This window comes from Paenibacillus algicola (assembly GCF_005577435.1).
GTDB lineage: Bacteria > Bacillota > Bacilli > Paenibacillales > Paenibacillaceae > Paenibacillus_AQ > Paenibacillus_AQ algicola.
Genome location: NZ_CP040396.1, coordinates 1574250 through 1589514, shown reverse-complemented (window position 1 = coordinate 1589514; position 15265 = coordinate 1574250). Strand labels below are relative to the sequence as shown.

At 54.4% G+C, this 15265-nt stretch carries 14 protein-coding genes and 1 other annotated feature; of the genes, 1 reads left to right on the top strand and 13 read right to left on the bottom strand.

Going from position 1 to position 15265, the window contains the following annotated elements:
- Positions 1-22: 22 nt before the first annotated feature.
- The 3 genes from E6C60_RS07065 to E6C60_RS07055 form a co-directional block, all read right to left on the bottom strand.
- Positions 23-2698 (bottom strand): ComEC/Rec2 family competence protein, encoded by a 2676-nt coding sequence (locus tag E6C60_RS07065; RefSeq protein ID WP_233281172.1) that lies wholly within the window; start codon positions 2696-2698, stop codon positions 23-25.
- A 127-nt stretch (positions 2699-2825) separates the two neighbouring features.
- Positions 2826-3344, bottom strand: coding sequence for a deoxycytidylate deaminase (locus E6C60_RS07060; RefSeq protein WP_138225211.1), 519 nt, complete (start codon positions 3342-3344; stop codon positions 2826-2828).
- A 53-nt stretch (positions 3345-3397) separates the two neighbouring features.
- On the bottom strand, positions 3398-3925 hold the full coding sequence (locus tag E6C60_RS07055; protein ID WP_138225210.1) for a ComEA family DNA-binding protein: 528 nt from the start codon (positions 3923-3925) through the stop codon (positions 3398-3400).
- 123 nt (positions 3926-4048) lie between these two features.
- Here E6C60_RS07055 and comER point away from each other — a divergent pair, with 123 nt between their 5' ends.
- Positions 4049-4891 (top strand): late competence protein ComER, encoded by an 843-nt coding sequence (gene comER, locus E6C60_RS07050; RefSeq protein WP_138227675.1) that lies wholly within the window; start codon positions 4049-4051, stop codon positions 4889-4891.
- Here the strand turns inward: comER and leuS are convergent.
- The 10 genes from leuS to nadD all read right to left on the bottom strand — a co-directional run bounded on the left by leuS (position 4872) and on the right by nadD (position 15257).
- Positions 4872-7313, bottom strand: a complete 2442-nt coding sequence (gene leuS, locus E6C60_RS07045; RefSeq protein ID WP_138225209.1) for a leucine--tRNA ligase — start codon at positions 7311-7313, stop codon at positions 4872-4874. The genes comER and leuS overlap by 20 nt on opposite strands.
- A gap of 86 nt (positions 7314-7399) precedes the next feature.
- Positions 7400-7635: a binding site (T-box leader), on the bottom strand.
- A 42-nt stretch (positions 7636-7677) separates the two neighbouring features.
- Positions 7678-8550, bottom strand: coding sequence for a helix-turn-helix transcriptional regulator (locus tag E6C60_RS07040; protein WP_138225208.1), 873 nt, complete (start codon positions 8548-8550; stop codon positions 7678-7680).
- Between the two features lie 53 nt (positions 8551-8603).
- A complete protein-coding gene (locus E6C60_RS07035; RefSeq protein ID WP_138225207.1) occupies positions 8604-9677 on the bottom strand; it encodes a Gfo/Idh/MocA family protein in 1074 nt (357 codons plus the stop codon).
- A gap of 53 nt (positions 9678-9730) precedes the next feature.
- Positions 9731-10897 carry a Gfo/Idh/MocA family protein gene (locus E6C60_RS07030; protein ID WP_138225206.1) on the bottom strand — a complete coding sequence of 389 codons (1167 nt, stop codon included), beginning with the start codon at positions 10895-10897 and terminating at the stop codon, positions 9731-9733.
- Between the two features lie 23 nt (positions 10898-10920).
- Positions 10921-11769 carry a sugar phosphate isomerase/epimerase family protein gene (locus E6C60_RS07025; protein WP_138225205.1) on the bottom strand — a complete coding sequence of 283 codons (849 nt, stop codon included), beginning with the start codon at positions 11767-11769 and terminating at the stop codon, positions 10921-10923.
- A gap of 282 nt (positions 11770-12051) precedes the next feature.
- Positions 12052-12822, bottom strand: coding sequence for a class I SAM-dependent DNA methyltransferase (locus E6C60_RS07020; protein ID WP_138225204.1), 771 nt, complete (start codon positions 12820-12822; stop codon positions 12052-12054).
- Positions 12823-12837: 15 nt separating this feature from the next.
- Positions 12838-13758 (bottom strand): CvfB family protein, encoded by a 921-nt coding sequence (locus tag E6C60_RS07015; RefSeq protein ID WP_138225203.1) that lies wholly within the window; start codon positions 13756-13758, stop codon positions 12838-12840.
- Positions 13755-14099: a ribosome silencing factor gene (gene rsfS, locus E6C60_RS07010; RefSeq protein ID WP_138225202.1), complete on the bottom strand. Its 345-nt coding sequence runs from the start codon at positions 14097-14099 to the stop codon at positions 13755-13757. The genes E6C60_RS07015 and rsfS overlap by 4 nt, the downstream gene beginning before the upstream one ends.
- On the bottom strand, positions 14096-14683 hold the full coding sequence (yqeK, locus tag E6C60_RS07005) for a bis(5'-nucleosyl)-tetraphosphatase (symmetrical) YqeK (protein ID WP_138227674.1): 588 nt from the start codon (positions 14681-14683) through the stop codon (positions 14096-14098). Before yqeK ends, rsfS begins: the two co-directional genes overlap by 4 nt.
- Positions 14673-15257 carry a nicotinate-nucleotide adenylyltransferase gene (gene nadD, locus E6C60_RS07000; protein ID WP_138225201.1) on the bottom strand — a complete coding sequence of 195 codons (585 nt, stop codon included), beginning with the start codon at positions 15255-15257 and terminating at the stop codon, positions 14673-14675. Before nadD ends, yqeK begins: the two co-directional genes overlap by 11 nt.
- Positions 15258-15265 lie beyond the last annotated feature (8 nt).

Genomic DNA, 15265 nt, shown 5'->3' with positions numbered 1-15265 from the left:
ATACCAAAAATAATAAGGTCCGTCACCAGACACTTGAATCCTCTGGCGCCAGGCGTGTCCTTACATGAATGGCTCCGTCCCGCTTGATCCTCATCTGGATTTCTCCCTGCTGATCCGTCCGGTAGAGCGCGGCCTGAAACTGCGCCAGCCGGCTGACAACGTCTGGATGCGGATGGTTGTACCGGTTGTTCACACCGGCAGAAACGACAGCAGCACGCGGCATCCAGGCACTCAGCCAGGCTGACGAGGTTGACGTCTTGCTGCCATGATGCCCGGCTTTCAGCACATCCACCTTCACAGGCTTATTGCTGTCATCCTGCAGCCATCCCTCTCGATCCAGCATCGCCAGCTCCGCTGCCTCATCCGCATCACCGGTAAACAAAAAGCGCGCCCCGTTCATGTCCATGACAAATACCACTGAATGGTGGTTTTGATCCTTGACCTGCTTCAGCTTCTCCTCCATCCCGTCTGCTGCAGGATTCAGAAACTGGATCCTCGTATCACGATCCAGCTGCACTTCGGTATCCCGAACCTTTAATATCGGAATGCCGCGGGCTACCGCTGTTCCTAGCAGCGCAGCTTCATTGGGTGAATGCGAGAAGGTCCCGTTGAACCAGAAGGATTTGACCGGAATGTTCTCCAGCACCGCCTGCAGACCGCCGGCATGATCCTGATCATTGTGAGTAAGAATGACCATATCCAGCGCCTGAACCCCTTCCTTCTTGAGCAGCGGCACAACAACCTTGCTCCCGACCTCAAAGGGGTCCTTGCGAATTTTCCAGGTCTCCTTCTGTCCGAAGCTGATCGTGCCGCCGCCGTCTACCAAAATGTATTTTCCCTGCGGCGTACGAATAAGCATGCAGTCTCCCTGTCCGACGTCCAGAAAGCGCACCATCCCCACACCTTGCTGCGACGGCCCCTGATACCCGCAGTATAGCAGCACGAGCCAGGCCGCGCTGACTGAGAGTAGCGCCGGAACAGCCGCGGCCTCCAGTGTCAGCGCCAGCCTATACCACCCCCGCCTCCGCAGGACCATCGCCACAGATTGGATGATAGGATGCACAGCCCAAGAGCTGGACCCCGATGCTTTCGCTTCAACAGCTTCATAACGAGGAGAAATTCCCGCCAGCGGCACGGTTTCATCCTGTTGAAGCAGGGAGCGGGGATTTTTTTTGAGCTTATTGGCAAGCTGAAGCAGCAGAAACAGCAGTACATAATAAGCCATGATCCAGCCTAGCGTCGGAGATGGCCAGATCGTCTGAAAGAGCAGAGACTCGTTCAATGCTTCAACGATCTTGAAGGTGATGCCATTCAGCAGCTTGATCCAGGAAGCCAGCCATTCCCCACCGCGGCTCCACAGCAGCCCCAGCAGCACGCATATCATCCCGGCAGGAAGTACAACAAGACTGATCACAGGGACCAGAAGCAAATTGGCCGGCAGGGACAGCAGGGAAAACTGATTGAAATAGTAAATCGTCAGCGGAAAAGAAATGAGCTGCGCCGCGGTTGTGACCGCAGCTGCGCCTGCCAGCCATTTGGGCAGCCAGGACAGGAGCGGCATGAGCCGGGGCACGAATAGTATCAAGCCGGCCGTGACCAGAAAGGACAGCTGAAAGCTGATGTTCATCAGGAAGTACGGATTGTACCACAGCATGATCAGCGCGGCAGCACTGAGAATGTGCAGGCCGTCCTTCAGTATTTTTTTTCGCGCGGCATAAAAGCCAATCATCCCCATCATCCCTGCCCGCACTACGGAGGGACTTGCTCCCGTGAGCAGGACGTAGAGCGGCAGTGCTAGAATGATAGCATTCAGGGAAGCCTCCCTCGTCATGGAAAGCCTGGAGAACAGGAACAGCAGACAGCCTGCAAATACCGCCACGTGCATTCCCGAGATCGCCAGGATATGGGTCAGGCCCAGCCGGGAAAATTCCGCGAATGTATCCGGATCCAGATCGCCCCGCTCCCCAATGATGAGCCCCTTCATATAACCGCCGTGAAAAGATCCGAAAAGGGAATCGATATGCTGCCCGAGATAAGCTCTGATCTCGTTATTCCCCCGCAGCACCCAGTCGAGAGACCAGCCGCTCAGCAGCTGGACATCGAAAGCCGCCGCTCCTTCCGCTTTAACGATCCAGTGGATTTCCTGATAGTACAGATACTGCCGGTAATCAAAGCCTCCAAAGTTCCGGGCTGCTCCCGGCTTCTCCAGACTCCCGGTAAAGCTCAAGGAATCACCGCGCCGCCAGGACGCAGCAATGTCCTGCTCCTCCTCCGAGACCAGCTTCACCTGCACACTCACCTTCTCTTGCAGTGAGGTATGCGTATCCAGCCGTTCTAGCCGCAGCGTAAACCGGGCCCGGTCCCCGTCAATCTCCACTGGAGTGAGCACTTTACCGCTTAAAGAAGCAGACGCCGGAATGAGTGCACCGTCTTCCTCAGAAGCGCTGTATGTAAGCAAGGGATCCAGCCCGCTTATGTTGCGGCTGTCATTCCACTCCCAGCTCGCGGCAGACAGCACTATACTCAGCAGCAGAATGCCGCTCAAGATCACAGAGGATTGACCGAACAGCACGGGAATGACAAGCAGCATGGCCAGACCCCCGAGAATCATGACCTGCTGCATACCTGCAGACATCGCAGCACAGCTGCTGCCGGCTACCCAGCAAATGGCAAACCACAGCAAAGGGCGCTGCAGCATAAGCGCACCTCCTTTCAGCGTCATTAAAAAAGAACCCTTGGCAGCTTGAGCCAAAGGTTCTTCCTTTGCAGAGATTGTATGTCAGCGCCAGGCGCAGTTCATCTGCTCCCGAAGCGCTTTATAGATGTTAATTCTGAATCGTCATCAGCGTCTCCTGCGGCGGCTGGTAATCCTCCAGCAGACGGAACTGAATGCCTTTTTGTGCCATCATAACACTGACCTTTAGGCTGTCCTTCGGATAAGCCCGGTGAAAGACCACTTCGGTAATTCCGCTGTTTGCCAGCATATTGGCACACGTCCAGCACGGCTCGTCCGTCACATACACCGTGCTGCCCTCGCGGTCAATCCGGTCTGTAAACAGCAGCAGATTCTGTTCAGCATGGATGGTGCGGATACATCGCTGCTTCTTCACCATCTCCTCTTTACCGGCAGCAGTAACCAGCTCATAATCCTCTACAATCATGCAGCCCGCCTCCGAGCAGTCCGGCACGCCCATCGGGGCGCCGTTATAGGCGGTTCCCAGCAGCTTCTTCCCCTGGACCAGCACCGCTCCGACATGCCTTCGATGGCACTGAGAGCGGGTGGAGACCATAAATGCAATATCCATAAAATACGTATCCCAGTCTTTACGACGATCCTGGCTCATCTGTATGCTCACCTGTCTCTATATATTAAAGTTGATTTTATTGTAGCACAGGGTTAAAGCGTGATGTAAGACTGCATTTTCTCCAGCATTTTGGGCCCGATGCCCTTGACCTCCATCAACTCGGCTGCACTTTTGAAGGGTCCATTTGAGCTGCGATAATCGATGATCGCCTGCCCCTTCGCCTCCCCGATGCCCGGAAGCTCCATTAAGGCGTTCAGATCCGCCGTGTTAATGTTGATTTTGCCGGCTGCAGCATCTCCTGAACGGGCTGCTTCCGGCTCCTGAGATGGCTTCACCTCTATGCTGGCCTCAACATTTCCCGCAGTCGGCTGCGCCTTCCCGCCTGACACCTCTGCCGGGGAGCTGTTCCCAGCGGATTCCTGCTTGAGTGTAAGGGCAGCCGGTTCCTCATGCTTCTCAGCGCCGGATGGAGCGGGGGCAGAAGCCTCCAGGACCTCCTGCACCTGATCATTCAGCGGCTTCCAGCCTTCCGGTACCGCATCCCCTTCCCCGCCGTACAGAATCAAACCGCAGCCCAGGAGCGTAAGGATGACACTTGCAGCCATGTGGCTCTTTCTCATTTCTTCATTCCTTTCTGAACTTCATCAATTTATCGGCATGGTCCAACCCTGGCTCTGCATACGTTATCTGTAATACACAGCACTTCTGTGCTGTAATGACGTGAAAGGAGGGAAATCCATATGTTGAAAGTCGGTTTTATCGGGGCAGGAAGCATGGGCAGTCTATTAATTACCTCCCTCATCCGCTATGGAGCCCTTCAGCCGGAGCAGGTCTACATCAGCACTCGTACACCGGAGAGAGCCAAGCAGCTGCTGCTGCAATATCCGGAAATCCGGCTGTGTGAACGAAATAGTGACCTCGCCTCGCAGGTTCAGCTTCTGTTTCTGTGTGTAAAGCCGGGGGAGTTCAAGACGGTGATTGATGACATCGCGGACGCCCTGGCCTCCGAGCACATGATCGTTTCCATTACAAGTCCGGTCCAAATTTCTCATCTGGAGTCTGCACTGCCCTGCAAAATCGCCAAAATCATTCCCAGCCTGACGAATCAGACCGGCGGCGGTGCCACACTGTGCATGTATGGCTCCAGAATCAAAGAAAAAGACAGGCTGCTTTTGGAAAGCCTCCTGTCTTGTATTAGCAGGCCCATCCAGGTACTGGAATCGCACACAAGGATTACATCCGATTTTTCCAGCTGCGGGCCTGCTTTTTTAGGTTATTTTCTGGAAAAATGGATTACCGCCGCCATCGAGCTGACCGGAGCCGACCGTCCCTCTCTTAACCGCCTTGCCGGTGAGATGCTGCTAGGCACCGGCAAGCTGCTGACCGAGGAAGGCTTTACCCCGGAGCAGCTTCAAAAGCGGATCGCTGTCCCGGGAGGCATTACCGCCCAGGCGCTGTCCCTGTTCGAGGAGCGGCTGGATGGCCTCTTCCATGAGCTCATCACCACGACGCATGACAAGTATGAGGAAGAGCTGGAGAAGCTGGGTACGGTATTCGGCACCGCGCTTAACCGGCCACGATATTGACCAGCTTGCCCGGTACGGCAATCACCTTGCGTACACTCTTTCCTTCCAGCGCCTGCTTGACATTTGGAAGGGAGAGGCTATGTTCTTTCATGGCGTCCTGATCCAAATCCTTGGATATTCTGGCACGATCCACGATTTTGCCATTCACTTGCACTACAATTTCTACTTCCGCATCTACCGTAAAGGCCTCATCATACTCCGGCCAAGGCTCGTAAGTGATCGTGCCGGCATATCCCAGACGGCTCCACAGCTCCTCTGCCAAATGCGGCGCCAGCGGAGACAGCAGCTTCACGAAGCCTTCCATCGCTTTACGGGGCAGCTCTTCCGTCTTGTAGCCTTCATTGATGAAGATCATCAGCTGGCTGACCGCGGTATTAAAGCGAAGGTGCTCAAAGTCCTCGGTCACCTTCTTGACCGTCTTGTGCCAGCTCCGCTTGAACTCATCCGACCCTTCACCGTCCACCAGCTTGGTGCTCAGCTCGCCATTCTCTCCGACAAACAAGCGCCAGACACGGGAGAGGAAACGATGAATGCCTTCGGCGCCGTTCGTATTCCAAGGCTTCGTAGCCTCCAAGGGTCCCATGAACATCTCATATACACGCAGCGTGTCCGCTCCGTACTCGTTGACAATGTCATCAGGGTTGATGACGTTGCCGCGTGATTTGCTCATCTTCTCGTTGTTCGTGCCAAGAATCATACCTTGATTGACCAGCTTCTGGAAAGGCTCCTTCGTGTCTACAACACCCAGATCATACAGCACCTTGTGCCAGAAACGGGCATACAGCAGGTGAAGCACCGCATGCTCTACCCCGCCGATGTACAAATCGACCGGCAGCCAGGCCTTCTGCTTCTCCTTGGAGCAAATTTCATCGTCGTTGTTCGGATCAATGTAGCGCAGGTAATACCAGCTGCTGCCTGCCCATTGCGGCATCGTATTGGTCTCCCGGCGGGCCTTCATGCCGCTCTCCGGGTCTACCGTCTCTACCCACTCCGTTACGTTAGCAAGCGGGGATTCTCCAGTGCCTGACGGCTTGATCTGATCGACGTCCGGCAGCAGCAGGGGCAGCTGGTCCTCCGGCACCGTCTTCATTGATCCGTCCTCCAGATGAAGAATCGGAATCGGCTCTCCCCAATACCGCTGACGGCTGAACAGCCAGTCGCGAAGACGATAAGTAATCTTCTTGCGTCCCTTTCCGTTCTCCTCCAGCCAGGCGGACATTTTCTCAATAGCCTCTTCGTTCTGGAGCCCATTCAGGAACTCGGAATTGGTATGCTCGCCCGCTCCGGTGTAAGCTTCCTCCTCCACGTTACCGCCCTTTACAACCTCGATAATATCCAGGCCAAATTTCTTCGCAAATTCCCAGTCACGGCTGTCATGTCCCGGAACGGCCATAATGGCACCGGTGCCATAGCCTGCCAGCACATAATCTGCAATCCAGATCGGCAGGCGCGCCCCGTTTGCGGGATTCACCGCATAAGCGCCTGTAAACACACCGCTCTTGTCTTTGGCAAGGTCTGTACGCTCCAGGTCGCTCTTGTGAGCCGCCTGCTCCTGATATTGCCGGACCGCTTCCTTCTGCGCTGCCGTTGTAATGTCCTCCACCATCTCATGCTCCGGAGCAACGACGCAGTAGCTGGCTCCAAACAAGGTGTCGGGACGGGTGGTGAATACAGTCAGCTGCCGGTCATGACCTTCGATATCAAACACGACCTCAGCACCTGTGGACTTACCGATCCAGTTACGCTGCATATCCTTAATGCTCTCGGACCAGTCCAGTTCCTCCAGATCCTCCAGCAGCCGCTCGGCGTAATCCGTAATCTTCAGAATCCACTGCCGCATCGGCTTGCGGATGACCGGATGTCCTCCCCGCTCAGACTTGCCATCAATGACCTCTTCGTTCGCCAATACTGTGCCGAGTGCAGGACACCAGTTCACAGGTACCTCGGCTACATAAGCAAGGCCTCTCTTGTACAGCTGAATAAAGATCCACTGGGTCCATTTATAGTATTCCGGATCGGTGGTGCTAATCTCGCGGTCCCAATCGTAGGAGAAGCCGAGAGATTTGATCTGTCTGCGGAAATTGTTAATATTCGCAATTGTAAAATCACGCGGGTGCTTGCCTGTATCCATCGCATACTGCTCTGCAGGGAGGCCAAAAGCGTCCCAGCCCATGGGATGAAGCACATTATAGCCGCGCATCCGCTTGAAGCGGGAAACGATGTCTGTTGCCGTGTATCCTTCCGGATGGCCTACGTGAAGCCCGGCGCCGGAAGGATAAGGGAACATATCCAGCGCATAAAACTTCGGCTTGCTGTCATCCTCTTCCGTCTTGAATGTCTTGTTCTGATCCCAGAACTCCTGCCATTTCGGCTCGATCGCCTGGGGCTGATAGCCATGGCCCGTCTGTTGATTGTCACTCATCTTTGCCAGCTCCTTCTCTACGTTCACACTAACCTGTGAGATCAAGGGATTGTAGCCAAAAAAACCTCCCGTCTCCAGCGTATAACGCTAGGGACGAGAGGTTGTTTCCCGTGGTACCACCCTAGTTAGTGTAAGGCATGCTTTGCCTTAGACTCACTTTGCACCTCTAACGCAGGTGAGACGACGATAATTATCGGCTAGCTTACGCCGAATAGTCACCGTTACTCCGAGGTGAGTTCACTTCTGCTGTCAACCGGCTTGCACCTGACGCCGGCTCTCTGAGTGACAGGGATGAAATGATAGTCCTCATCATCGCATTGCTTTTTTTAAATTGAATGTCGATATTATAACCGAATATTCCCTGCTAAGTCAATGTAGAAATGCGGCTGCTGCGATACTCTTCCGGGCTGGCGCCTACCATTTCCTTGAACATGCGGCTGAAATGGGCCAGATGGTTAAAGCCTGCCGCCCGTCCCGCCTCCGTGACGGTCATGTCCGGATGCAGCCACAGCAGGATCTTGGCCTGGTTAATGCGCCGGCTGTACACATATTTCAGTACCGTTGTCCCCGTCACCTCTTTAAAGATGGCAGACAGATACGGCTTGGAAAGGTGAACTGCCCTGGCGATCTCGTCCAAGGTAAGCGGTTCATCATAATGCTGCTCTACAAACGTGATCACATGCTGGACATGCCGCTCCTTCTCGGAGTGAGAAGCCTGCTCCACCACCGTTTCCGTACAGAGCTCGGCCACGAACAGAAGCAGCTCCGCAAGGCGCAGTCCCTTCCGATCTGCAGCCCACGCTCCTTCCAGACAGGAAAGACGCTGCATTTCCTTCAGCAGAACCTCGAATTCCTCCCGCTCTGCCCCTGCAAGTCTCAGCCGATAATTACTGAGCTGCTGAAACGGCCGCAATGCAGCAGAGGACAGCTCCTTGCTCAGCCACTGATCCAGAATGTCCGGTTCAAAATGAATGATGCTACGGACATATTGATCACCCTTCTCAAGGTGAGGACAATGCAGCGTCAGACCGTTCATGAGCAGCAGGTCACCTGGCTTCAGCGCATAGAACCGGTCCCCGATCAGATACGTGCAGGCTCCCTCATGAAAATAAAACATTTCATATTTAGTGTGAGAGTGGAATATACCGCTTGGAATGCGGCGATCGTTCATGTATGTAAATTCATAGGGCTGCCCCTGCCGGGCAGGCTCACCGTGAATCTGGAATCCCGCTTTCATAAAGCTTCTGCCCCTTTACGCACCATGGATTCCTTACATTATAAACGAAAGCGCTAAGGAATACGAACCGCCTGCTGCTGGGCGATAACACAGAGCTCCCCGGCTTTAAGTGCATGCTCCTGCGTCATCGCCTTCTCCGTGCGCTCCAGGCAATCCAGAATCAGCTCCCCGAAAAAAGGATACCCGACCTTGCCACTCAGCTCCAGATGATGCTCTCCGGTTCCATTGACAAGATAGAGATGATCGCCTTGGGAACTGCGGGCAATGTCAATATATTTACGAAGCTCAATATACCCTTCGGTCCCGAGAATGATCGTTCTGCCATCTCCCCAGGTACCCAGCCCGTTCGGCGTAAACCAGTCTACCCGGAAATAGTTCGTTGCCCCGTTGTCTCCGATGAGGGTTGCATCCCCGAAATCCTCCAGCTCCGGATATTCCGGGTGTCCATAATTCGCCACCTTGCTGCTGACAACCTCTGCATTCTTGCAGCCGGCAAAGAACAGAAACTGCTCGATCTGATGGGAGCCAATATCGCATAAAATGCCGCCATACTGTGCCCGCTTGAAAAACCAGTCCGGACGGTTTCCTGCATCCAGCCGGTGCGGTCCTGTCCCCATGACTTGAATGACCCGCCCGATGGCGCCGTCCTGAATGAGATGGCCTGCATGAATTGCACTTTCTACATGCAGCCGCTCACTGTAGTAGACCATATATTTTCGTCCGGTCTCCGCCGCCTTGATTCTTGCCGCTTCCACCTGCTCCAGGGAGGTGAACGGCGTTTTGTCCGTAAAGTAGTCCTTTCCGTGGGACATCACCTGCAGGCCAAGCTCACAGCGAAGGGATGGAATCGCTGCCGCTGCAACCAGCTGCACCTCCTTGTCCTGCAGGATTTCCATCGCAGAGGACGCCACCGACACCTGAGGATACGCCTTGCAAAAGGCCTCTACCTTGGCAGGATCGGGATCATACACCCATTTCAGTACAGCGCCGGCCTCGACAAGACCGTTACACATCCCATAAATATGCCCGTGATCCAGCGACATAGCTCCAAATACGAATTCACCCGGCTTTACCACCGGCTTGGGCTTGCCCGAAGGGGCATAGTTCATCCCATTGCTCCGATCCATATTTCATCCTCCTTTATTTGCTCTATCCATCATCAGGATCTAAAGCTTCTGAACTAGATGAAAGAGTTGGACATATCTACCTCTGGTCCGGTGTCCCGCACCGTCTTCTCGTAGGTGGAGTGCTGAATACGCTCCTGCAGCTTCTCTAAATAAAGCTCCTCGTCCAGCGGCAGCTCCACCCAATCATCCAGCCAGGTAGACAAATGCATCGCATTCGAGAGCGTCAAGCCCTTAATTCCTTCTTCTCCCGGTGCAATTAATGGTGCATTGCTGTTAATAGCGTCGCTGAAATTTTGCAAAATCCCTTCATGCTGAGCGTTGCTGCCCGTAATCGGCACCTCACACTTCCAGCTTTCCGGCTGACCGAATTTGCCTTTAAAGTCCCGGTTAAACTCCGGCTCACTAACCCGCAGCCTCCAGAAACTCAGCTTCTCATCCTCAATGACGATTTTGCCGCGCGTTCCGGTCACCTCCAGCCGGTTCGTTCCCGGCGCTTCCCCCGTCGTTGTGATGAACACCGCTGTGGCACCATTCTCATATTCAGCATATGCCGTCACATCATCCTCCACCTCGATGTTACGGTATTTACCGAATGAGCAAAAAGCCCGGACTCGTACAGGCATCATCCCCGTAACCCATTGCCACAGGTCCAGCTGATGCGGAGACTGGTTCACCAGCACACCGCCGCCTTCCCCTGCCCAGGTTGCGCGCCAGCCTCCGGAATCATAATAGCTTTGAGAGCGATACCATGAGGTAACAATATAATTGATGCGCCGAACCTCTCCAAGCTCGCCGGATTGAATCATCTCCCGCAGCTTTTGATACAGTGGATTACAGCGCTGATTGTACATAATGGAGAATACTTTCCCGCTCTTGGCCGCCGCTTCATTCATTTCCCGCACCTGCTTCGTATACACACCAGCCGGCTTTTCAATCAGCACATGCAGGCCATGCTTGAACGCTGTCATCGCTTCCTGCGGATGACCGTAATGCGGGGTTGCAATGACCACGGCATCCACTTCGCCGGAGGACATCATAGCCTCGGCATCACTCCAGATCGTAACCTCTGGCGGCAGCTCCGCCCGCGCCATCTCTTGCTTAGCCGGCTGAAGATCACAGATCGCTGCCAGGCAAGCTCCTTTGATCTTTCCTTGTGCCAGGGACTGGGCATGGCTGTATCCCATACCCAGTCCAATTACGCCTACTCTTACCTTTTCCATATGCTTTCCCTCCATATTTAATTTTAGCGCGCCCATTCTTTCATGAGTCTAACAAATGATTGCAGCATATCCTTCGAGCCGAGCACACCGCTAAAGTCTTCTACGCCAAAATATCCCTCATAGCCGACCGCCTTCAGATCTGCAAGCACCTGCGGCCAGGACGCAACGCCCTCCGCCAGCGGCGCCCATTCCGGTCTCCATTCTGTACGGCCATCCGCTGCTTGCTCACTCACAAGCCATGCATTCTTGACATGGACATGTGCAAGATAAGGGCCGAGCAGCTCCAGGCCCATTCGGTAGTTCTCATATCCCTCGTGCACCATGTTGCCAGGATCGTACAGCACGCCGATATGCTTGGAGTCAAACCGGGAAACCAGACGATGTGCCAGCGATGCGCTCGGAGCAATCGTCTTCTGGTGCGTCTCTACGAGGGCCTTCACCCCGTATTCTGCAGCCAGCTCCTCGACCTGAGCCAAATACGCTACGCCTTGTTCAAAAAGTGTGTTGTAATTGGTGCTTCGGTCATATCCCGGCACCCCGGCGCGGATGAAGGAAGCGCCAAGCAGCTTTGCTGCCTGCATGACCTTGCGTGTGCTTTCTATGTCACCACATTTTAAATAGGGAACGACGGCAAGGGATTGGATCTGCTGCTCCTCGGCGGCCCGCTTGAATCTGAGCCAGTCCTCCTGCCCCCCCTCCGGGTCCATGGAGCACCGGTTATGCTTCCAGAAAGAGGGCTGCTCATGCTTCGCCTCTGGTGGAATGCCCTTGAATCTCCATTCTATACCGTGGATTCCAGCTTCCTTCGCCGCAGCGGCCAGCTCCTCCGGCGTCAGATCTGGAACGGATACTGTAAATACTGAAAACTTCATATTGATAACTCCTCCCGGGAATAAATTCTTAGGTTGTGTTTGTGTCCTGGACTGTAATCGCTTACGATACCTTACGGCTACAGTCTACCACAGCACCTGAGACGCTTCCTACGGATTACAGAGAGTACCTTAATCTCAGTCAAACAGAGCAGGCAATTCGGGATTTACAGGCAAACGGGAAGGGTCTCTTTGTCCGGAAAGCCGCCGTGGTCTGACAAGATGAGAGAATGCAAAAAAAAGCTGTTCCCCTCAGGATTTCACAATCCGCAGGAAACAGCTCCTTTATTTTACAGCGACATAAAATAATCTTCGGGCGTCTTCTGTCGCTTCCACCCATTCAAAATCCGCGTAGCATTTCACGTCGCGGAAGCCGGCCTTCGTCAGCTCCACCTTCATCCATTCGGGGTCGTACCCCCGCTGAATGTGGGTTTCCTCAAAGCGCCGGTATATGGTGACGTCATTCTCATCTCTTGCAAAAATCGATAGATGATGCTCAATCTCACACCGGGGTGCGTCGAGCTCACAGGTCCAGATGTAGGATACGTCTGGCTCATCCAGCACAAAGGGCTGCTCTTCATCGTACCGGATCAAGGTCAGCGGGTGGTGAACATCAAATAGAAATGTTCCGCCCTCCTTTAATCCGCTGTATGTACGGGCAAACGCAGCCTGAATATCCTCTTTCTCCAGCAGGTAGTTCAAGCAATCGCAAAAGGAGATGACGGAATCCACCGGCTCCGGCAGCTCCCACTCCCGCATATCCTGCTGAACCCAGCGGACACTGCCGTCCCGGTAAAGCCGGCTTCCGTTCGGTGTTTCCTCCAGCTTCCGCCGGGCGATCGAGAGCATGTCTGCTGACAGATCAATCCCGGTCACCTCAAAGCCGGATTTCACAAGCGGGATCGTAATGGTGCCCGTTCCGCAGCCCAGCTCTGCCACGCTCTTCGGCATGCCATGCTTCTCCCAGGCTGTCCTGGCGAATCGCAGCCACTGCGGATAGGGCATATCCTCCATCAATTGATCATAGACATAGGCAAACTTGCGGTATGACAACATGCTGACACCACTTTCCTAACGCTTATCGTGATTATGGTCATCTCCGGCCGGGGCGTCTTCCCGCGTTGCAAGATAGGTCCAGCTTTCCTTCTGCGTAATCAGGCCGTCCTTCATCAGCTTGCCCAGGGCACGCTTGAAGGCGGATTTACTGATGCCGAAGCGCTGCTTGATAATGTCCGGTGGAGTAGCATCCGAGTAAGGCATTGCGCCGCCCGGGCGCTCCTTCAGGAAAGCGAGAAGGCGATCCGCATCATCGGTTCGTCCCACTTCCTTACGCGGCACCATCGACAGGTTGACCCGTCCGTCCTCGCGGATATGGCTTACACGGACCTTGACCTCTTCTCCGAGACGCAGCAATCGCGTACGCTCCGAGGAATGAACCATGCCAATCGCCCCGAAGCCAAGCACGCCTCCGTCGATGATGACGAAGGTGCCCATTTGCAGCGGCTTGTACACACGGGCATTGAACCACTCGTTCAGCCAGGAGTCAGGCGCATGGAACGCCAGCGGGGCCAGCTCCTGTTCTCCGGCAAGCCTTGCTCTGAGACGCCCCTGCTTGTCGTGCTCCATCATGACATACACATGGTCCCCGATCTGCGGATGCAGCTCCTTCAGCTCAGGCAGCTCACGGATGGGCAGCAGCAGCTGTCTTCCGAGCCCCATTTCGAGGAAGCAGCCCAGACGTGGATGCACGTCTGCCACCATCAGCAGCGCGGTTTCACCGAGCGTCAGATAAGGCTTTTTCATCGTAGCTGCAATCCGGTCCTCGGTATCGAAGAAAATAAACACTTCCACCGTGTCGCCCGGCTTGATTTCAGACGTCAGCTCCGAATAATGAAGCAGCACATCCCGGTCGCCGCCATCCAGAAAAAATCCGTACGGTGACACCTCCCGGGATACTTCGAGCTTAGTCATTGTTCCGGCAATCAAACTCATACGTTCTCCACCACTTTAGCGTCTGACCAAAGGCGCTCAATGTTGTAATATTCGCGCTCGTCCCGGTGGAAGATGTGAACCACAACATCCCCCAGGTCCATCAGGACCCAGCGTGCTGCATCCATGCCCTCCAGCTTGACAGAAACGCCGGCATCATGGACTCTTTTGCGGATTTCGGTCGCAATGGCCTGCACCTGGGTGTCCGAGTTCCCGTGGCAGATCACAAAATAATCAGCAACCAGCGAGATGCCCTTCAAATCCAGCGCGACAAGATTCATCGCTTTTTTATCCTCTGCGGCCGCAACGGCCATATTTAACAATTCATTCGGTGTTATGGTCATGAATTCCCCTCCATTATTGGCATTTGCTTCATTAAATCATTTCGGGCCTGTACGGTCAGCACGTAAATGGCTTTATTCTTCTCTACCAAGTGGCTGATCGTCGTTCCCAGCCCGGCGGCAAGCGCCTCTTCCAGGCTATGGTTGGCCAGTTTGCGTAATTTATTCACTCCCGGAAAATCCCTTCCGGGCTCAATATAGTCAGCCAGACAAACCACTTTCTCCAGCAGGCTCATGCCCTCACGCCCGGAGGTGTGATAGCGGATCGCATCCAGAATGTCCAGATCCTCAATTCCATATTCCTGCTGCGCTACAAACGCACCGACCTCGGCGTGCCATAGCTGCTTATCCTCCTGCAGCAGGCCGGGATTCAGATGATTCTCTCTCAGCACCTGCTCCAGCCGATCTGTGGGCCAATATTTGGCAACATCATGCAAAATGGAGGCGAGCTCGGCTTTCACCGGGTCTGCGCCGTACTGCTCTGCCAGCTTCACCGCTGTTTCCATGACGCCGAGGGTGTGCTGCCAGCGCTTTGCAGGCATTTGAGACGACACCGCTTCCATTAGCTGCTCCCGGTTATACACGATAGATCCCGCTCCTTGTAATATAATCATAGACCGGTTCAGGCACCATATAACGTATGGATTTCCCGGCCGCCATTCTTTCACGAATGACCGTGGACGATATGTCCATCATGGGCATGTCGCAGAGATGGACACGCTGGCTAAGGAATTCAGGAAGCAGCTCCAGCTCCAGCCTGGATCCGGGACGGTTGACACCAATAAAGCTCAGCAGGCCGGACAGCTCTTCAATACGATGCCATTTCGGGAGATAGTTAACCATATCGGCTCCGATAATGAAATACAGCTCACTGTTCGGCTGCTGCTGCTTGAGCGCGGAGATCGTATCGATGGTGTAGGACACTCCTTCACGCCGGATTTCAAGATCCAGGGCCTTGAAATCCGGATGAGAGGAAATGGCCAGACAGGTCATTTCATATCTCATCTCTGCCGTCACTCCGGCCAGCACCTTATGCGGCGGCGTATGGCTCGGCATAAACCACACCTCGTCCAGTCCATAGGCCTCTCTGGCGGACTCTGCCGCCATCAGATGACCCATGTGAATGGGATCAAATGTCCCTCCCATGATCCCTGCCTTCATCAGCTTCG